At 54.8% G+C, this 18,275-nt stretch carries 17 protein-coding genes and 1 pseudogene; 11 read left to right on the top strand and 7 right to left on the bottom strand.

Annotation, left to right across the window (positions count from 1 at the left end; translation table 11 throughout):
* Positions 1 to 120: 120 nt before the first annotated feature.
* The 6 genes from MLC70_RS14980 (at position 121) to MLC70_RS14955 (ending at position 7,138) form a co-directional block, all read left to right on the top strand.
* On the top strand, positions 121 to 3,399 hold the full coding sequence (locus MLC70_RS14980) for a type I restriction endonuclease subunit R (RefSeq protein WP_248185138.1): 3,279 nt from the start codon (positions 121 to 123) through the stop codon (positions 3,397 to 3,399).
* Positions 3,399 to 4,169, top strand: coding sequence for a M48 family metallopeptidase (locus MLC70_RS14975; protein ID WP_248185136.1), 771 nt, complete (start codon positions 3,399 to 3,401; stop codon positions 4,167 to 4,169). The genes MLC70_RS14980 and MLC70_RS14975 overlap by 1 nt, the downstream gene beginning before the upstream one ends.
* Positions 4,170 to 4,674: 505 nt before the next feature.
* Complete coding sequence (locus MLC70_RS14970; protein ID WP_248185134.1) at positions 4,675 to 4,905, top strand: hypothetical protein; 231 nt, start codon at positions 4,675 to 4,677, stop codon at positions 4,903 to 4,905.
* A complete protein-coding gene (locus tag MLC70_RS14965) occupies positions 4,905 to 6,377 on the top strand; it encodes a type II toxin-antitoxin system HipA family toxin (protein ID WP_248185131.1) in 1,473 nt (490 codons plus the stop codon). The genes MLC70_RS14970 and MLC70_RS14965 overlap by 1 nt, the downstream gene beginning before the upstream one ends.
* A 123-nt stretch (positions 6,378 to 6,500) precedes the next feature.
* On the top strand, positions 6,501 to 6,731 hold the full coding sequence (vapB, locus tag MLC70_RS14960) for a type II toxin-antitoxin system VapB family antitoxin (protein WP_248185129.1): 231 nt from the start codon (positions 6,501 to 6,503) through the stop codon (positions 6,729 to 6,731).
* Positions 6,728 to 7,138 carry a type II toxin-antitoxin system VapC family toxin gene (locus MLC70_RS14955; protein WP_248185128.1) on the top strand — a complete coding sequence of 137 codons (411 nt, stop codon included), beginning with the start codon at positions 6,728 to 6,730 and terminating at the stop codon, positions 7,136 to 7,138. Before vapB ends, MLC70_RS14955 begins: the two co-directional genes overlap by 4 nt.
* A 285-nt stretch (positions 7,139 to 7,423) precedes the next feature.
* Here the strand turns inward: MLC70_RS14955 and MLC70_RS14945 are convergent.
* Positions 7,424 to 8,652 (bottom strand): annotated as a pseudogene (locus MLC70_RS14945) (RNA-guided endonuclease InsQ/TnpB family protein).
* Between the two features lie 432 nt (positions 8,653 to 9,084).
* Here MLC70_RS14945 and MLC70_RS14940 point away from each other — a divergent pair.
* From MLC70_RS14940 to MLC70_RS14925, 4 genes are all read left to right on the top strand, one after another.
* Complete coding sequence (locus MLC70_RS14940) at positions 9,085 to 9,303, top strand: AbrB family transcriptional regulator (RefSeq protein ID WP_248185122.1); 219 nt, start codon at positions 9,085 to 9,087, stop codon at positions 9,301 to 9,303.
* Positions 9,303 to 9,740: a type II toxin-antitoxin system VapC family toxin gene (locus MLC70_RS14935; RefSeq protein WP_248185120.1), complete on the top strand. Its 438-nt coding sequence runs from the start codon at positions 9,303 to 9,305 to the stop codon at positions 9,738 to 9,740. Before MLC70_RS14940 ends, MLC70_RS14935 begins: the two co-directional genes overlap by 1 nt.
* A 62-nt stretch (positions 9,741 to 9,802) precedes the next feature.
* The gene (locus tag MLC70_RS14930) at positions 9,803 to 10,363 is read left to right on the top strand and encodes a hypothetical protein (protein ID WP_248185118.1); all 561 of its coding nucleotides are present in this window, start codon (positions 9,803 to 9,805) and stop codon (positions 10,361 to 10,363) included.
* A 505-nt stretch (positions 10,364 to 10,868) separates the two neighbouring features.
* Positions 10,869 to 11,057, top strand: a complete 189-nt coding sequence (locus MLC70_RS14925) for a hypothetical protein (protein ID WP_248185115.1) — start codon at positions 10,869 to 10,871, stop codon at positions 11,055 to 11,057.
* 302 nt (positions 11,058 to 11,359) lie between these two features.
* Here the strand turns inward: MLC70_RS14925 and MLC70_RS14920 are convergent, their stop codons facing one another.
* From MLC70_RS14920 to MLC70_RS14905, 4 genes are all read right to left on the bottom strand, one after another.
* Complete coding sequence (locus tag MLC70_RS14920; RefSeq protein ID WP_248185114.1) at positions 11,360 to 11,530, bottom strand: hypothetical protein; 171 nt, start codon at positions 11,528 to 11,530, stop codon at positions 11,360 to 11,362.
* A gap of 187 nt (positions 11,531 to 11,717) precedes the next feature.
* The gene (locus MLC70_RS14915) at positions 11,718 to 12,458 is read right to left on the bottom strand and encodes a hypothetical protein (protein ID WP_248185111.1); all 741 of its coding nucleotides are present in this window, start codon (positions 12,456 to 12,458) and stop codon (positions 11,718 to 11,720) included.
* Positions 12,459 to 12,755: 297 nt separating this feature from the next.
* Complete coding sequence (locus tag MLC70_RS14910) at positions 12,756 to 13,280, bottom strand: hypothetical protein (RefSeq protein WP_248185109.1); 525 nt, start codon at positions 13,278 to 13,280, stop codon at positions 12,756 to 12,758.
* Positions 13,258 to 13,665, bottom strand: a complete 408-nt coding sequence (locus MLC70_RS14905; RefSeq protein ID WP_248185108.1) for a hypothetical protein — start codon at positions 13,663 to 13,665, stop codon at positions 13,258 to 13,260. The genes MLC70_RS14910 and MLC70_RS14905 overlap by 23 nt, the downstream gene beginning before the upstream one ends.
* A 370-nt stretch (positions 13,666 to 14,035) precedes the next feature.
* Here MLC70_RS14905 and MLC70_RS14900 point away from each other — a divergent pair, with 370 nt between their 5' ends.
* Positions 14,036 to 14,383 (top strand): hypothetical protein, encoded by a 348-nt coding sequence (locus MLC70_RS14900; RefSeq protein ID WP_248185107.1) that lies wholly within the window; start codon positions 14,036 to 14,038, stop codon positions 14,381 to 14,383.
* A gap of 51 nt (positions 14,384 to 14,434) precedes the next feature.
* On the opposite strand, the gene MLC70_RS14895 is transcribed toward MLC70_RS14900, so the two are convergent.
* Both MLC70_RS14895 and MLC70_RS14890 read right to left on the bottom strand, forming a co-directional pair.
* Positions 14,435 to 16,558: a hypothetical protein gene (locus MLC70_RS14895; protein ID WP_248185105.1), complete on the bottom strand. Its 2,124-nt coding sequence runs from the start codon at positions 16,556 to 16,558 to the stop codon at positions 14,435 to 14,437.
* Positions 16,559 to 17,336: 778 nt separating this feature from the next.
* Positions 17,337 to 18,272: a DNA replication terminus site-binding protein gene (locus tag MLC70_RS14890; RefSeq protein WP_248185102.1), complete on the bottom strand. Its 936-nt coding sequence runs from the start codon at positions 18,270 to 18,272 to the stop codon at positions 17,337 to 17,339.
* Positions 18,273 to 18,275: the final 3 nt, after the last annotated feature.

Raw genomic sequence — 18,275 nt, 5'->3', positions numbered from 1 at the left:
CCCTTGCAGGCGCATTCAGTTGCGATCGGCTCGGGGCGGAAAAACCGCCTTCTTGGCGGTTTTTTCATTTCTGGGCCCGCTTCGCCTGCAATGGGTATCCGCTAACGGAAGGCAGTAACGATGAACGCAACACCCCAAAGCAACGAACAACACGCCAGCCATATCCCGGCCTTGGCCACGCTGATCAACCTGGGCTGGACGTTTATGCCGGCGCCGGAGTGCATGGCCCTGCGGGGCAGCCAGCGGGAAGTGGTGATGAAGCCGGTGCTCGAGCGGGTGTTGCGCCAGCGCAAATTCGAGTTCAAGGGGCAGTGGTACCCACTCTCTGACCAGGCAGTTGACCAGGTCATTCGTGAAGTCACAACGCCGTCCATGGCCCAGGGCCTGATGGACGCTAATCAGTCCGTGTTCGACATGCTGACTCTCGGCATTACCGTGACTGAGTTCATCGGCGGGAAGAAGGCCCAGCCCACGATCCACCTGATCGACTGGGAGAACCCGGACAACAACGAGTTCCACGTCACCGAAGAAATGGATGTGCTGTCCACGCAGGGTACCCACACCCGCCGGCCGGATGTGGTCGCATTCATCAATGGTATCCCTTTGGCGGTCATCGAAGCCAAGAAAGCCGCCTCCGGCAACCCCAATAAGAACATGGTTGAGGAGGGCATCAGTCAGCATCTGCGCAACCAGAAGAACGACGAAGTGCCGTACCTGTATGCCTTCGCCCAGCTGCTGTTCGCGATCAGCCGCAACGACGGCCGGTACGGTACCACCCATACCCCGCTGAAGTTCTGGTCCAAGTGGACAGACGAAGAATTCGACGACGCGTATGTGCAGGGTATCAAGAATCGGTCATTGTCCGAGTTGGACAAGACTGTTCTTTTCCAGGATAAGCCGCCGCGGATGCGGGCCTACTTCGAGCAGCTGTGGTCGAAGGCGGTCATGCCCACCGAACAGGATCGTCTCCTGGTCGGGCTGCTGGACCGATACCGGTTTCTGGAGTTCATCCAGCTGTTCATTCTGTTCGATCGCAAGGTCGGCAAAATCGCGGCCCGGTACCCGCAGGCCTTTGGTATCAAAGCCCTCCTGGAGCGTATTTCCGACTTTAAGCCCAGTGGTGAGCGCAAGGGCGGCGTGCTCTGGCACACCACCGGCTCCGGCAAGTCTTTCACCATGGTGTACCTGTGCCGGGCGCTGTTGCTCAGCGATGCCCTGAAGAACTGCCGGGTCATCGTGGTCACCGACCGAGTGGATCTGGAGAAGCAGCTGTCCAAAACCTTCCTGACCGGTGGCGCCTTTGGCAGCGACATCGCCGGGAAGAAAAGCGGGGATGCGTTGGCGAAAACCCGATCCGGCAAGGAGCTGGCCAAGCGCATTGGCCATGGCAATGAACGAATCATCTTCACCATCATCAACAAATTCGCCTCGGCCGCCAAACAGCCCGAGTGCTATAACCCGTCGAACAACATCGTGGTTCTTGTCGACGAGGGTCACCGCAGTCAGGGCGGTGAGAACCACCAACGCATGCGCCAGGCGCTGCCCAACGCCTCCTTCAACGCGTTCACCGGCACGCCGCTGCTGAAAAACGAGAAAAGTGAAACGGCAGAGAAGTTCGGGGCCATCATCCACGCCTACACCATGAAGCGGGCGGTTGAGGACGGCACTGTAACGCCATTGCTCTACGAGGAGCGCAAGCCCGTACTGGATGTGAACCAGAAAGCTGTCGATACCTGGTTCGAAAAGGTGACCGCGTCCTTGTCAGACGATCAAAAGGCCGACCTCAAACGCAAATACACCCAGCAGGGCCAGATCTACACGGCCCAGGACCGCATCAAGCTCAACGCCTTCGACATCAGCGTGCACTTCAGCGAGAACTTCAAGAAGGCCGGGCTGGAGCTCAAGGGGCAGCTGGCCACCGACAGCAAACTCAGCGCGATCCGCTACAAACAGCACCTGGACAGCTTGGGCCTGGTCACCAGCGCCATTGTGATCTCACCCCCGGACACCCGGGAGGGCCACACCGATGTCGACGAGACCAATTTGCCACTGGTCCAGGACTGGTGGAAGAAGAACGTCACGGGTGAGGCTCAGGACTACGAGAAAGCGGTTATCGAGGACTTTGGCACCGACGGCCCCCCTGACATCCTGATTGTTGTCGACAAGCTCCTGACAGGCTTTGATGAGCCCAGAAACGCGGTGCTGTATATCGACAAGCAACTCAAAGGCCACAACCTCATTCAGGCCATCGCCCGGGTGAACCGATTGCATCCGCAAAAACCGTTCGGTTACCTGATCGATTACCGCGGTATTCTGAAAGAGCTGGACACCGCGATTAAGGACTATCAGAACTTTGAAGACCAGACTCAGGGCGGGTTTGCCGTGGAGGACATCGAGGGTCTCTACGCCAACGTGGACACGGAGTACAAAAAACTGCCGGCGCTGCGCGATCGCCTGTGGAGCTTCTTTGCTGGTATCCGGAATACCTTGGATCAGGAGGAGTACCGCCAGGTGTTCATGCCGAAATACGAGTCCGACCCCGACGGTGTGGAAGTGGATACCCGCCAGGCGTTGCGCGAAGACTTCTACGAGGCGGTCACCAACTTCGGCATGTGCCTGAAGACGGCGCTATCGACACAGAGCTTCTTCGAGGATAAAGCCTTTACAGAGGCCGATATTCGGAGATTCAAAGCGGACCTGAAGTGGTTCTCTGAGCTGCGTAAAATCGTCCGTATGGATGCTCAGGAGACGGTGGATTACTCTGCCTATGAGGGCCAGATCCGGGACCTCATTGACCGCTATGTTACCGGCGTGGATGTCACGCCCGGGGACGAGCCGGTGCTCATCGACCCAGTGGATGACAAGCCGGAAGATTGGTCAGAGGAAAAGACCAAGAACGAAACCGACAAGATCAAAACCCGCACCAGGAAGACCATCGAGGAAAAACTCGGCGACGATCCCTACGCCAAGAAGGTGTTCTCAGCCTTGCTGAAGGAGGCGATCGAGAAAGCGGAGTCCATGTTCGACTACAAAGCCCAGTTCAGGCTGTTCAGCGATCTGGAAGCTATGGTGGAGGACCGGGAAGTCCCGGATTTGCCCACTGACCGGTTCGAGGGCAACAAGCACGCTCAGGCCTACTATGGCGCCTTTAAGCTGGTGCTTGGCGAGGCGTTCGCTTCACTGGAAGCGGAAAAGGGTGAGCAGCTCATACAAGAGGCCTTCGAGATCGACCAGGTGGTGAACCGGGCTGTGGCCGAAAACTCTCTGAACCCCGTCGGCATCGAGCAGGATGTCCGCAAAAGCCTGCTGCCCCGCTTGTTCGCCCTGATCGGGCTGGATAAGGCCAAGGCCATGCTCGATGAAGTGGTGCAAATACTGAGAAACGGAGTTGCCCGTTGATGACCTCGGTCGAGTCCTGCCAGGACGAACAACCATTGGAGTACCTGGCCCAGTACGGTGACCGGGAGTTCCGGTACCACCTCTGCTATGTGCCTGAACACAAGAAGGCAACCATCAGGGTGCACGTCCATCCCAATGGCAGGGTGCAGGTGGACGCCCCGAAGGATGCCCGGCTGGCGGACATCAAGTCCGCGGTCCAGCGCCGGGCTCGGTGGATCCTCAAACATCTGGACGATATCGCGGAGCGCCACCGAGATGTCCGACCGCGACAATGGGTCAGCGGCGAGAGCATGCTGTACCTGGGCCGGCGGTATGTTCTGAAGGTCATCCAGGCCCCAGAGCAGCGCAAGAGCTCCTGCAAACTGATCGGCGGCCAGCTACGGGTGCAAGGCAAAGAGCTACACCCGGAGCAGATACAGAAAGCCGTGCGCCAGTGGTACCGGGATCGTGCCGTTGAGGTATTCCAGCGCCGGCTTGATCTGATGGTTGAGAGTCTGCCCTGGACAACGACGGCGCCAGCCTGGCGTTTGGTCGAGATGCAAACCCAGTGGGGGAGTTGCTCACCGGAAGGGACCATATTACTCAACCCGCACCTGATCAAAGCACCGACGCGGGCCATCGACTACGTGCTGCTGCACGAGCTGTGTCATCTGGTGGAGCACAACCACAGTTCGCGCTTTTATGGGCTACTGGACCGGTTTATGCCGCACTGGCGGTCGGTGAAGGAGACCTTGGATGGGTCTTCGGAGATGATCTTTGGGCAAACCTGAAGATCCCCATGAAGGTCTGTCTGATGGGGTTGCGCCCGGTTGTGGGTTGGTCAACAACTTGTGAGAACGAGGGAAAGCATGAGTTCACAGAGTCAAAATTACCAAAACCTGATCGTTGGGAAAGGCGAAACAGTTGTCGATGGCAAGACCCATTGGCAGGACTTTATCCAGGTTTAAATTGAAGACCCTCAGCGAGCTTTCAAGCTGGCAATGGATATCCTCCGGCAGCTAGAACATCAGCAGATGAGCGGTCGGCAACCACCGATAACTTTTTCCCTGACCGGCGCTCTTGAGCCTGAAGAAGAGTAAGCAAAACTAGCATTGGAATTCGAGAACTGGGTTGCCGGAACGCATCGAGGTGTGTATTGTGATGCAAATACATATTGAAAGGTGTAGGATGAATTGTTTTCGTGTGCCCGGCCTTTCATGGCTTGGGCCTAACATAAAGTCACGTCGGCACGCGGTTGGCCGTCCGAACCAAGGGGTCGTAGGACGGAAGGCAGGCATGACGCAGCAGCACTACCAAAAAATTGAGGCCGGTTCGGACTTGATGGTATCTACGCTGCTCCGCGTACTGGACACTCTGGATCTTGAAATGGTCCTTGTGCCAAGAAACGATCTACCTCTGGTAGAAAAGGCGCTGTTAGGGAAAGAGATGGAGGCGACCGCCGCCGATTATGACCCGACGCAAGGCATCTGGAAATCGATCTTTGATGAAGAAGATGGGGGGGCATAATGGCATTAGGACCTGCAGAATCGGTCGCCGCACTCAGTCTTAGCCTTCATGGCCGGAGGATCGGCATCCTGGCTCATTATACGAGGGGGCGAAATATGTTAACTTTCGATCCTTCCTACGTTGTTGCCCAGCCCGAGGACCGGCCGACTTTTACGTTGCCGCAGCTCGCGAGCAGCCGATACTTTGAAAAGCCACTTGCCTGCTCGCAACGCCTTCCTCCGGTACTCTCCAACCTATTGCCTGAAGGCGCGATGCGCAGTCACATGGCGAAAGTTCTGAAGACGCACCCAGACAATGAGTTTCCACTGTTCGCATGGGTGGGACAGGATCTCCCTGGTGCCCTTATTGCAACCCCGATTAAAGCCGGAGAAATACCGGGCTGGGCTTTGGCTGGCGGGCTGCCAGCGGAGCCTGTTCAAATTGATGCAAAAGCCCTGGCACAGACGTTTTCGCTGGCCGGGGTACAGGTTAAATTTTCCTCGTCGAAGAAAGACGGTCGATTCAACATAGGTGCCGGCGACGGAAACGGTGACTGGATTGTCAAAACACCATCCACCATTCACACGGACGTACCCGCGAATGAGTATTCTATGATGGAGCTGGCAAGGTCCATGGGGATCATGGTACCGGAGACTGCGCTCGTTCCGCTATCTGACCTTGATAACCTCCCCGCAATTGCGCTCCCGAAGGAACAGTGGGCCTATGCGATCCGGCGCTTTGACCGTAGCCCGGGCGGACGAATCCATGCGGAGGATTTCGCCCAAGTGTTTGGCCAGTATGCACACGACAAGTACAGCCGACAGAGCTACGAGTCGGTAGCCAGGGCCTTGGGGATGTTTTCACGGGATCGGCTTGGGGACGCGCAGGAAATGGCGCGCCGCCTCTTGGTAAACACCCTTCTTGGCAACGGGGATGCCCACCTTAAAAATTGGAGCCTGATCTATCCCGATCAGCAGCACCCCGAACTGGCACCAGCCTACGACATTGTATTCACCAAGCCTTACGTTCATGAGGACGGAAACGCCCTTAATATGGATAAAACGAAGGTTTGGAAGCACCTTTCAATGGCATCCTTTGAGCGCTGGGCAAAGAAAGCTGATATCAGCTGGAGCGCAGTAAAGCCGCACCTCAAAGTAGCGATGGAAAAAGCTCGGGATGTTTGGCCTAAGCAAATCCGTGACCTCCCCCTGAACGAACGTCAAAAATCATTGCTGCGGGAGCACTGGGGCACACTTTCGCCTGACTTCAGAATTGAGGTATCGAAACCGTGGCAGACCGAAACTCACTCTACTTCCAGAACCGCAAAGGGGCGCGGTGGCGACCAGAAGGACGGCGAGTCCGTGGCGGGAGGACGTTGTCAACCTGAACGCCAAGATCACCTTTTTGAGACCCATGATCCAGAAACGAATATAGACGACCATCTGGACGAAGCAGAGGAAAACGACGATAGCCCTGGTCCGTCACCGTTTTGATGTGCAGATGGCCAACTAAACAATAATTGGAATCCGCCTTAGTTCTCCATAGACATATGCCTTGCATATGCGCCCGCCTTGGTGCTATATTGCCTCTGTTATCCACATAATGGAGACAAAAAGATGCGGATTGTTTCTATTTTCAAAAACGGCAAAAATCAGGCCGTGCGATTACCTGCTGACATGGCCTATTCCGGCGTTGGAGAGCTTGAAATTTCGCGAGACGGGGACGTAATCACTCTTCGCCCTGTTAGGGCATCTTGGGCTTCTTTTGCTAATCTCCCGAAAGCGGACCCCGAGTTCCTTGATGAGCGCCCTGTGGTCGCGAGTGATGAAAGCAGGTTTCATCTGTGACTACGTACATGCTCGATACCTGTATCTGCTCATACATCATGCGAGTGCGTCCAGCGTCAGTGTTACAACGATTGACCATTGAGGTTGAGCAGGGTAACCAAATTGTCATTTCAGCCATTACGTATGCAGAAATGCGCTATGGTCAAATCGGCAAAAAAGCTTCGGCCAAGCACAAGGTTTTGGTTGATGAATTCGTAGAGCGAGTTGACGCTGTTCTATCATGGGATCAGAAGGCGGTAGACGCGACAGTCAATGCGATGAGCCAGCTTCGCAAAGCTGGCACCCCCATTGGCCCTAACGATACGGCCATCGCGGGACATGCAATCGCAACGGGTTGCACCCTAGTAACGAATAATGTTCGTGAGTTTTCTCGTGTTCCTGATCTCGTTTACGAAGACTGGGTGTGAAGACAGGTATCTTCGGGCGTATGCCCGACCGTAGGACGCGAACAGCAAGGCGGTTTTCGGCCCTGTCTGGTGATTTCGTTGGATGTGCGCTTTCGACGAAGACTAAAGCCTCATAGAGCGATCGAAGCCCCAGCAGGTAATTAATAACGGAAACATGGCAATTCGGGCGCAGGAGGTCACCATGCACGAACAAATCGACGCCAACTGCGATCATGAGATCGGAGTTACCGTTGACATCCTCCCCGGCATGAATGCCGAGGATTCCTACGGCGCTCAGCGGCGGCATTAAGCCGCTACTGAGTCGCTTCGGTGGGTTCCTGCTGCTGGCGACTTTATTGCATCACTCACTTCACAGGCTATCCGGGCGTGTCCCGCCCTTAAAACATTGATCGCGCCAACGGTGTCGGCGTTTTCCTCAAAGCCACATTCCACGCAGTGGAACTGTGACTGTGTTCGGCGGTTGTCCGCCGACACATGGCCGCAGGCCGGGCAGGTGCGACTGGTGTTGCGTGGCGGTACCGCCACCAACCAACCCCCGCTCCATTGGAGCTTGTAGTCCAGTTGGCGCCGGAACTCGAACCAACCCTGATCCAGAATGTTCCGGTTCAGACCGGATTTGGCCCGGACGTTGCGCCCGGGTTGATCGAGTGTGCCGGCCGCTGACTTCGACATATTCCGCACTTTCATGTGCTATATGTAACCATCGCGTGGTTTTGGCTGATGGTCGTCGTGGCTTTGTGCAGGTAGTCTCGACGGGCGTTGCCGATCTGGGCGTGAATCCGTTGGATTCTGGCCTTCGCTTTCTTCCAGTTGTTGCTGAATTTGGTTTTACGACTGAGCGCCCGTTGCGCTTTGTGCAACCGATCTCGGTACTTCTTGAAGCTGTTGAGGGGTTTGAGGTGGTCTTCGCCCTCAAACGCGGGCAAGGGGCGATCAAAGGCGGCGAAGCGGGCGACGCCCAGGTCGATGCCGATGGCATCTCCCTTGGGGATCGGCGCTTCCACCTCCCGCTCGGTCTGGATGCTGACGTACCACTTGCCACCCGACTGGCTCACTGTTACGTTTTTCACCGTACCCAGAACCTCGCGGCTGTTGCGGTATCGCACCCAGCCCAGTTTGGGCAGGAACAGACGGTTGTTCGCCTGGTCGAGCTTTATCTGTTTGGGGTCTGGGTAGCGAAAGCTGTCCGATCGCCCCTTTTTCTTGAAGCGGGGGAATTCAGCCCGTTTGGCGAAGAAATTGGTGTAGGCCCGCTCCAAATCTTTCAGTGTTTGTTGCAGTGGGTGAACCGGAGCCTCCGCGAGCCAGACGGTTTCCGGAGTGTTTCGCCACTCGGTGATCTGCTTGCAGAGTCCTGCGAAATTGAGCTTCTTCTCGCCTTGCTCGTAGCGAGCCTTTTGCAACGCCAGCGCCTTGTTGAACACGAACCGACAGGAGCCAGCGAAACGGCGCATAAGGCGCTGTTGCTGACCATCAGGCCGGAGTTCGTATTTGAAGGCTTGCAGGCGTTTCATCCAGCTCATCCATTACTGTTCAAATATACAGTATTATAGGCCACTTTCAGTGGCCACGCTATCCTTCCCCGGCCTGAAGTGCCGAGGCTTGTCGCGGGTTTTGGTCAAGTCTCTTTTACATCAATGGATGACCCGGCCATCGTCGATTACATCGAGCGTGTCCAGTTTTTCAACGCGCACACTCACCGGTATGAGATCAGACATCCCGGCCACATGAGCCTCCACAGGTATTGTCCGTTGTGCGGAAAAAGACTGCCCCACGATCAGCACGAGGCCCAGTTCCAGAAAATTCTGACGGATATGGGCGGCTTCAAATGATGGAAATGCCCCCTGCTTGCAGTTTGCCGGGCCGCTAGCCCCACACGCTTTACTTTGCGTTCGTAGTAAAGCGGCGATAAGATTTACCTATATTCCAGAGTAAAGAGGTCTCGTATGCCAGTTGTCAGCCAAAAAAGACAGGTGACTCTTCCTGCTGAACAGTGCTCCATTGCAGGCATTCAGCCTGGCGATGAGTACGAGAGCTTTGTCAGTCGAAAGGGTGTTATTTCTATAGTTATTAAGCACAAAGGAGCTGCCAGTGGACTGCTTAAAGGGATTCCAGTCAATGACCAGGTGAGCGATGAAGAATCTCTTGAGAGTGCTGTTAGCTGATGATTGCCGTTGATACAAATGTGGTACTCCGCTATCTGCTGCAAGATGAGGCGAAGCAGTCGGCACAGGCAAGCAGCCTGTTCCTGGGGTCAGAGAAAATCCTAATCACCGATGTGGTGTTAGTGGAGACTATCTGGACGCTTCGAGGTAAGCGGTATGCGCTCTCCAGGGAGGCACTGGCGGAAGTGGTGCACAGCCTAACCGAAGAGCCGAATGTCGTGTGGGAAGATGGCCATGCAGTCTGGTGCGCCCTAGATGATTTTGTTAATGCCAAGCCCATAAAGGTGAATGGAAAAACCAAACGAGCCGATTTTTCCGATGCACTGATTCTGAATAAATCCCAGAGATACGGGATCAGTAAAACGTTGTCAGTGTACCCACTGTACACCTTTGATAAAGCGGCACTGAAGATTGATGGGACTAAAGAGCCTAAGTAGGGGCTATGTAGGAATTCGAGGCGTAGCCACACTATCGCGTCTTACGTCGATAAAGGAGTGACATGGATAATCTAACCCAAATGGTTTCGAGCGCTTTGGCTGCGGCTCGAAAAGGTTATGGAACACTCTCTACCGGGGAAGCGCTCGCTGCGGCGTTGATCCTCAATGACCATGCCGTTCTGGCTGATCGCGGAATGACAATCCCCGAAGCGTTGGACCGGATAGGTCCGGACTGGTCTGCGCTGATACCCGAAGCATCGAAGCGAGTCGCGGCTCAGCTGGACGATGTGGAGCAGACCCGGCGCCAAGTCAAGAAACAAGAGGCTGACCAGAGATTTGTTGATTTCGCAGAAGACGGCGAACCCGTAGAGCTTGAGGCAAAGTTCATAACGTATGGGGAGGCTCCTGGTTACCGGGATGCATATCTCACTCTCAAGCTCGTTCCGCTTGGATCTGAGATGGATGGGCCAAAAACCGTAACGGCTACAGTGCGACTCGATGCCATCGATAGCGCGAAAGTTGCGCAATCCATCATCGATATCCATCAGTTAGCGTGGCGTGCCGGCCACCGGCCGATCGATGCGAACGAGACCGAAACCCGCCCTGGTTGGCTGGCCAGTTAAGGCCTGCAATGTTCAGCGATCCAATCACGAAATCTTGCATCTTCAAACTCGTAACACCCCGGTGAAACCGCTGATAAACACCATCCTCTCAACCGATTGAGCGCATTCTGTATGGTGTGAGTCTTCACCGAGCTTACGCCCAACTGTTCCTCCAGATAGCGCTTCCCAGCGCTATCCTTCCCCGCACTTTTAGTACGGGGCTTGTCGCGTATTTTGGTCAGCTTTGCGAATGCCGCCAGCGTGGCTGAAGACGATCTTTCGGTGGCGCATGGGGGCGATAGTTGATTGGGCCGGCAGGCGATGGGCTGCACCTGTGCACATTGCCCAATCCAACATGGTAGGCGAACGTTTAACTGGTCAATAAACGGAGATATGAATAGGCTGTAGTGGAGGAGTACGACATCAAAAAAGACAAGGTAACTGAGGAAACGCCGCGGGTCTTCGTGTGTATCGCCCGAGACTCAGCCGGAGCGTTTCAAAACCCTTGTCAGCGAAAGAGGAAAAGATGGCTACAACCGCAGATAAGCTTCGTGACATGCGCCGCAATGCCGGCAAAAATCACGATGAGAACCTTCGGACCTATTACGACCAGGTGAACGCACAAGAACGCGGGATGTCATTGCCGTATGCCATCAGTGGTGATGTCTATGTGGCTCAAAATGACGGTCGGATGGTTAAACTGGATGTGAACTAGCGTGCAAGGGTTGCTGCAAACCTCTTGCACGGGTTTGCGCCGCAGCTGAAACACCCGGTTTTGTCTTCGTGATGTTTGTAAGGGGCATTATAGATGGAATTGTCTCGGGACACCGCGCTTATCCTGGGTCTGACGCCCGTCGCCCTGGTTGGCGTCATGTATCTTGCCCACTGCTTGAAACACAGGAAATAGGTATCCAACGTTCCTCTGTGCGCGTTCCTTAGGTGAGGAATGCCGCGAATGGTGCCTGCTACGGATCAATAAAGGGATTGGTCGATAAATCCGGTAGAGCAGGACGCCCTTCAAAAACGCAATCGGCCGCGCTCCGGCGGCTTGACTGCACCCCCAAAAAGCTGGTCCATGCCTTTGGCGTACTCAGGATCCCGATATTCGGCCATACGATCGGCGTCTTTTTTCGCCGCGCGGCGATCGAAGAATCCAGGCTCAGCGTGTTTGGCGTTAGAAGCGTTCATGACCGTTATCAACATTGGTGATGTGTGGTCAGAGCATAACCGAACGTGTCGAGTTTTTCAGCTCGATAGAGAACAAAATGGACATGTCGAAGTTGGACACAGCACGCCAACTGAACCGCCTCTGTTGTGATGGGTACCAGGCCGGAGAACGTATCCGTGCTCCAAGAGGGCTCGAGGAGCACCGTCGTCAAGCCGGCTCGCGTTTGCGCCCATCGGGCCGATAACGTTCGATCTCAGAAACGAGCGCCGCGGCGAAGTCGCCGAGGTCGTTGTTGTCCCATTGTGCCTCGGAGTCACGTTGCCCTGGCGTGCCCAGTGCGTGTTCGGCTTTACGGCGTTTGAGGGCCTCGCGTTGACCGGCGAACACATGGTGCAGGGCGTCGACCGGAATGTTGTGGCCTTCGTGTTCATTCATCTGTCGTCGCAGCGCTTTGAAGGCCTCGGGCGAGGGCTTTTTTGTGCGTCGGATTCGGACAGCGTCCTTGGGCCGGACATCGTTGATGGTTTCCCAGGCATCCATGGCGGCGTTCCATGCCTGGTCCAGCGTTTGTGTGTCGTTAATGCAGAACCGCTGAGTTTTGGCGCGACGGTTGACCATAAACTGGCAGCGGTAGTGTTCGGTACCGGCGCTTTGCAGGATGGCCAGGGTCATGCCCTGGAAGCCGAGTCCGCGGCCGGGCAGTGTGCTGCGGTGGGTGGTGCTGATGAAGTCGATGTATTGGCAGGCGGCGGAGCGAGCCAGCATTTTCGCCTCGAAGTAGCGCGCTCGCAGTGCTTGGTAGTCACGCCAGACTGTGTCAGTGACATTCGGCAGTGGGTTCTTCAGAGAGAAGTACTTCTGGTAGCGTTTTCCCCGGATCGTGCCGGCGACCCGCCAGCCGGCGAAGCCGCTGCTCAATTCACCAAAATCGTAAAAATCGATGGCCATGGATGCGTCAGGTTTCCTGTCTATGAGTGGTGGATTGTACGACAACTGAGCCTTTTCAGACTAAAACTATACCATCATGCCAATGCCCTTTTCCTAAGAAACACAACGGAGTCCGCCGCAAACCCATCCCTATCCGTCCAGCCCAGCGATCCAATTTTTTCATATTTTTTATTATTTTTTCATCCTTATTATCATGCCACGCCGAGTCAAAACGCTTGGTAAAAGGAGGCGGCCTGCACCCGTAGTGATAGGTTACCGTCTGGCATGATGGTATAGATTTGCAGTGTTCACGTCAGATCACACCGTATCAAACAACCCCCGGGCAGGACGCACAGTTACACGGGCGGCCGCCCGCAGGCCGTCGTGAATCAACGCCGCCAGATCCGCTTCCGGATCCGCCGACACCGGCCGGCGCGCGCGGAAGTGCGAACCGTCCGGACACGGCCAGGCCATGACCCACATCCGGCCGTGCCGCTCAATACAGTCCGGTAGACGCACGTGCTGGCCATCCAGCTCGATCGACTGCCATCGGATCGGTACCTCGCGCCAGACCACCAGACGCATCTCACCCCGCACCGCTTTCAGTGCGCGAGCTTGAGCGTAAACCGACAGGGTGTCGTGCTGGCGGACCTTGGCCTGGTCCAGCTGGTCGAAAACACGATCCACGTCCAACTGCATCCCCGGTGTCCGACCTCGACGCGGCGCCAACACCTCCTGGTACACCATCGGAAGCACCGTCACAAACCCGATGGATTCTTTGCCATCGATTCGCACTTGCGCATGGTCATGGATGAAATCTTCAAAACCCGACAGCGTAGCCATCCTCAGAAGCCTCCAGATCGTCTTCTGACAAAAACGGAGGCACAAAAGCACACGCTTTGCGCAGATCGTCGATCCCCAAGGTTCGATCAAAACCTTTTACTCGCAATGCATGGGCCCGCCAGAACGTATTGGTGACCACCTGCCGCGGCATGAGCCACTTATGCAATTCATCGGCATTGGAAAAATACAGCTTGACGTTGTAGCCCAGTTTCGGACTAAGGGTGATCCCGCTGATACGAAACCGTTCATCTGCCGGAATGCGGTCGAGCAGTTGAAAAAGCGGCGACTCTGGAACCAGGAGCGGAATGTCTTTGTCTTCATGCGTGTCCCACGAACACAAGGGACGACCTGTGACGGGAGAATGAGTTGCTGGGTTGATCTGCATGGCTACCTCCATTCGTTAGGGAAGCATTATCGCCAGCCCCCTCGTGAAGGCTTCGCAAAATCATGGTCGAATTCCGACCGTTACCTTAAAATGGCAAAAAGCGGCTTCGCTTGCGGAGAGAGTTGGTAATATCAAATATGATGGCATAGACGCCGGCAGGTTGTAATCGATGTCATTTCAGGTATCTTGCGTCGCTTCTGTAGCTCGGAATCTATAATCAAGGATTACCATGCAGCCTTCACACTTATTGTTTTGTTCTTTGTGTCTGTCCCTACTTCCTCAGTACTTGTTCGCGATAGAGACGCCTGACGATAGCTACTTTGTTTGTGGTGAGTATTTGATAGCCATTGAAACGGGCTGGAAACAGAGAATGGAAAATAAACTAGAGGACGATTTTGCCTTAGTGCGTACTGATTACACTAAGTTGGTTGAAGGCGAAATAGCTGACCAATTGAATCCTACGACGAGAGGTCGTGCTTATCCGGATAGAATTGATTTAGAGACCGGCGTTCATTCAGTTCTTGACCGCAGAACAGTGGTTCTTGAAAGAAGAGAACGCCGGGATATAGACCCAACTGAATGGTTTACTGCGTTGTCAAATACCGAAACTATAGAAACACACAAAATGCAGCCTTATCCGTGCAAGATAGTGACCAAGCCAAAGCTCCAAAAAATGATTGAAAAGCATAACAATGCTTTTGGCAGCCTGAAGTTTTGATCGATAAGCAGGCAATAATTGCCAGACAGATAAGCTTATCGTTGGCTCAGTTCATACTTCAAATCCCATCAGTTCACGCACATACGGTGAAGACAGACCATGGCGCTTAACAACTCGCTGGTCGTCGACACGAAGCGCTGGGTACCGGTTTAAAATCTGGCGCTGCTTGGCGTCGGAAAGCGTCTGGAACCAAGGCTGATCGACGAGCTCCTGCTTCTGCGCCTCTACGCTGGATGCCGCAAGGGATTCGTGGGCGTCCTCGGTTTCAGTAGCAGGTTGATCGAATGTCTTTAAACGTCCACTGATTTGCTTGTTGAAATAGGAATTGTCGCCAGACAACGGATCGTCTCGGTCCCGGGTTACGGTCAGTTCCAGTACTTTGATCGGCCGTCCATTTTTCTCGACATCCGCATGTTTCAGCACAAAGACGTACCCGAACATTCGCGCTTTGTTGCTGGTGAGCGACTCGTCCCAGCTGCCTTTCGGCATATACCGCTTCATGAGCTCGCAGAAGTCTTCCTGGAACCGGGCGTAGCGGCGTGTGGCCCACAGGGTGTTATGGAGCTGGTGCAGGGTAGTGACAAAGACGCGCTCTTCAGCTCCGCGATTGCGTCGGCCCAGCGTGCTGGTGAACAGGTTGTAGAGTGTCTGGCCCAGCCCGGACTGCTCTTTCATGATCTCTTCATGAGCGGTGAACAGCTTCCGCTCTTCCGGGTTCAGAAGTTTATCAAACAGCATGGTATCGAGGGACAGACGCCAAAACCGCACTCGCTCCAGCTCACCTTGGGCATAGGGATCGACGTCATTCTCAATGCGCTGAACTTCTTTGCTGTCGACGTCGATTTGTGCCGGTATTGTGCCGGCCGCTGTGTCGGTTTGAATGTCTTCGTCGGACTCATCAAGGAACGCGTCGTCGTATTGGCTTTTCAGATCCGTCAAGAAGCGAAAGTCACTGGCAACGTCCGAGAGTCCGAACATCCGCATAACCTTTGCAACTTCTCCGTCATGTTTTCCACGAATGACCATGCGGAAATTGGTGTCATAGAGCCGCCGCAGGCTTTGGTTGATGAAACGTCGCGCCGAGGTGCTGTGAGGATTCTTGTAGCCCATCCTCTTGGCAATGTTGACGACATCAATGACGAATGAATTGCGGATGCGATCAGTAGCGGCCTGCTCGAGGGCTTCGCGCTGTTGCTCTGCGCGAGTCTGCAGATCAACGCTGTCATCCTCATCGGGTATATCGTGGTCAATCCGTTCAGACGCTGTGGCTGAAATCCCAGCCAGGGCATCGGCGGGTTCTTCGTCATCACCGAACAAAGACGGCTGTCGAGGCTGCTCAACATAGAGAATGTATTCATTGATCGTTTTATCGATCCAGTCGACGATTTCCGACAGCAGGGCACGAATGACGCGTTGATCTGATAGTGCGGCTAACTCTGAGGAGGGGCCGGTGGCAGTCGTGGCCAGCACGAGGATTTCGACCCCTTTCACCTTGAACTTGCTACTGATGCGATTGTTGTCCGGTTTCTCTTTGGTGCTGAAGCGCATGGCGCGGTCCAGTAGCCCGGTAAAGATCGTCTCCGTAACCGGTTTGATATCCCTCATATGGGAGATCAACTGCGCATCCGACTCTCTGAGAAATTTCAGCGTGGCTTGTGTCGTTTTTACGCGGTGATTTCGATGGCCTTGTGCGCGTTCTCGCAGTTCTCTGGCATCTTCATGCTCAAAATCCGCTTCGTGGATGGGCTGAAGAATGAAGTACAGAGGGAGACGGCCACCGCGTTTCGGATCGCGAACACCGTCTGTCATGCGGAAAAAGCCGGCGCTGGTGAGCCGTTTGCACTTGGATGTGATGGCGCGCTGTGTGTTGCCTACCTGCTCGCGTGTCTTCATGCCCTCGGAGATGTCCGGCATTTCCAGCACGACGACGTCGTCTAGCGCTGATAGAGATTCCAGACGTTCGGAGCTCATGTCCAGGACCGTCAGCAAGAATTCCGATTCTTGAGCAATTAACCCGGCGTTTTTTATTTTCGCCCGAGCCTTTTCCAGGCTTCGAGTGACCGATACCGGGATGAAAAGGCTACTGATGGTGGGCTTTGTATTCTGCGCCATGATGTCGTCGTACTCGCGATCCGTTTGTGCGATGTCCGTAAGGGATAGTCCACCAGCGGTCATAAAGAACGCAGGTTGATGGGTAGCGAGTATTGACCATTATTCGCAATGGTTCAAGTCGTGTCGTATAAATCGCATGTTGGTTCACGGCGTGTCGTTGAGGGCGCTTGTTGGTTCGCGACGTATCGTTTGAATGACGTATTGGTTCAAGTGGTGTCGTTGAAATGGCAACTTGGTTGCAGTGGTGCTGTAAAAATCGCCTATTGCCTCGAGAGGATGATGGTTCACGACGTACCTTTAAAATCGCCTATTGCTCAGTGAGAAATGGGAAAAGTCTTGTAAGGTATTGAAAAACAGTAGATAAGGGTCTGGTTGGGCCGTTCGCATCTGCGATCGCGAAGGTGTTGTCCGGGAGCACTGAATTGGCTGTTATCCACAGAGAACAGAACGTTTAATAACATTTTTTTCTTATTCTCGTTAACCAGTATTCTCTTTAAGGGCTGTAAAGCGCTGATATACATGGATAAAATTAGCGAAAAAACAATGTACGGACCATGATTGGCAACAGACGAACCATCGACAGCAACCGACGGGCCATGAGTTACAAGATCGGTTAGGGCATGAGCAAACGACGGACCAGGCCGAGCAATGTACGAACCATTCCCGCAACGGTTGTCCACAGCGCCAGCAACCGATGAACCATTGTTCTGGGTCGCCTGTCTGTTGCGATGGCATCGCCACACATCATCGACCTGGTCATCGTTCAGACCCAACCGACGAACCATTGGACTGTTTTGAGCGTCAGTGCAGTGTTTCCAATATTAGGTCTGGGCGCCAACAATTAGAGCACTCTGTATATTGGGGCGCAATGGCTGACAGGCTCATACCGGCCGCTATCAGAGCGGGGTGGTTTCCCGGCGCGGTCAGCGGCGACAAAGGACTTCAAAGGTCCAACCCGGACATCGCGTTGAGGGTTCAAGATGATTACCGGCGTGTGGGCCTCGCGCAACAGAGTTTGCGGATGATCATCTTCGTCCCGACCAATCGCAAAACGCAGATTCATCATCGGCCTTGGCCGCAGCACCCGACGCACTCGCAGCTCATCCGATTCCGCCAGCGACATCAACGCGCTGATGTCATCCTGAATCCAACTCTCAAAGGACGTCGGGTCCGCGCCCTCGGAGAGGCCGTCGGCACGGTACCGCCCGACCATTTCGATCGCTTCCTGCCGCGTGATTTTCTTGATGGCGACTTTTTGGCCCCATGTAAAGCGGACAGACTGAACCGCCGGGGCAGGGGAAAGAACCAACAGGTGGCGGGTCAACTGTTTGAGCACCAGGCGCTTGAACCGAGTGCTGATCAATGCGAACCGGTCGTGCCGATCGCCCATTCGTGCCATAGCGGCCTGCAGGGCGTCCTTGGTCTGATTGATCGCCTCAACCAGGGTAAGAATAGCCTCTGGCTCGGCGCTTCGGCCGATCCAAACCCCCGGTGTGCGGCTGACAAAGCGGCCGCTCATGCCCATATCAAAATGCCAGTCTGACATGGACGCCAAAAGGGCTGAGCGCGCTTGCACCCCCACGACAGGGGCGACCGATACATCCGTTGGAGGATCCTTCTCTTCCGCTCTGCTGAGCTTCGGCAGAGGGTAGATCTCTTGATGGATGACCTCGGCATCACTCAACATTGCCGTCAGCCGGTTACTCTGCTCTCGCAAGACGCCCATCAACATTTCAAACTCATCGATCGCATTAAATTGCTCGACGGAAAACGTCATTCA

The organism is Marinobacter goseongensis (assembly GCF_023156235.1).
Classification (GTDB): Bacteria; Pseudomonadota; Gammaproteobacteria; order Pseudomonadales; family Oleiphilaceae; genus Marinobacter; species Marinobacter goseongensis.
The sequence above is the reverse complement of the archived record's forward strand: the minus strand, read 5'-3'. Positions and strand labels throughout refer to the sequence as shown.

What these genes read in the sequence shown, in the direction of transcription:
- MLC70_RS14905 (WP_248185108.1), bottom strand. Translation starts at nt 13,665, where the DNA reads ATGCAGATCAACCCAGCAACTCATTCTCCCGTCACAGGTCGTCCCTTG.
- MLC70_RS14970 (WP_248185134.1), top strand. Translation starts at nt 4,675, where the DNA reads ATGACGCAGCAGCACTACCAAAAAATTGAGGCCGGTTCGGACTTGATG.
- MLC70_RS14940 (WP_248185122.1), top strand. Translation starts at nt 9,085, where the DNA reads ATGCCAGTTGTCAGCCAAAAAAGACAGGTGACTCTTCCTGCTGAACAG.
- MLC70_RS14925 (WP_248185115.1), top strand. Translation starts at nt 10,869, where the DNA reads ATGGCTACAACCGCAGATAAGCTTCGTGACATGCGCCGCAATGCCGGC.
- MLC70_RS14975 (WP_248185136.1), top strand. Translation starts at nt 3,399, where the DNA reads ATGACCTCGGTCGAGTCCTGCCAGGACGAACAACCATTGGAGTACCTG.
- MLC70_RS14900 (WP_248185107.1), top strand. Translation starts at nt 14,036, where the DNA reads ATGGAAAATAAACTAGAGGACGATTTTGCCTTAGTGCGTACTGATTAC.
- vapB (WP_248185129.1), top strand. Translation starts at nt 6,501, where the DNA reads ATGCGGATTGTTTCTATTTTCAAAAACGGCAAAAATCAGGCCGTGCGA.
- MLC70_RS14935 (WP_248185120.1), top strand. Translation starts at nt 9,303, where the DNA reads ATGATTGCCGTTGATACAAATGTGGTACTCCGCTATCTGCTGCAAGAT.
- MLC70_RS14910 (WP_248185109.1), bottom strand. Translation starts at nt 13,280, where the DNA reads ATGGCTACGCTGTCGGGTTTTGAAGATTTCATCCATGACCATGCGCAA.
- MLC70_RS14915 (WP_248185111.1), bottom strand. Translation starts at nt 12,458, where the DNA reads ATGGCCATCGATTTTTACGATTTTGGTGAATTGAGCAGCGGCTTCGCC.
- MLC70_RS14965 (WP_248185131.1), top strand. Translation starts at nt 4,905, where the DNA reads ATGGCATTAGGACCTGCAGAATCGGTCGCCGCACTCAGTCTTAGCCTT.
- MLC70_RS14920 (WP_248185114.1), bottom strand. Translation starts at nt 11,530, where the DNA reads ATGAACGCTTCTAACGCCAAACACGCTGAGCCTGGATTCTTCGATCGC.
- MLC70_RS14895 (WP_248185105.1), bottom strand. Translation starts at nt 16,558, where the DNA reads ATGACCGCTGGTGGACTATCCCTTACGGACATCGCACAAACGGATCGC.
- MLC70_RS14980 (WP_248185138.1), top strand. Translation starts at nt 121, where the DNA reads ATGAACGCAACACCCCAAAGCAACGAACAACACGCCAGCCATATCCCG.
- MLC70_RS14890 (WP_248185102.1), bottom strand. Translation starts at nt 18,272, where the DNA reads ATGACGTTTTCCGTCGAGCAATTTAATGCGATCGATGAGTTTGAAATG.
- MLC70_RS14930 (WP_248185118.1), top strand. Translation starts at nt 9,803, where the DNA reads ATGGATAATCTAACCCAAATGGTTTCGAGCGCTTTGGCTGCGGCTCGA.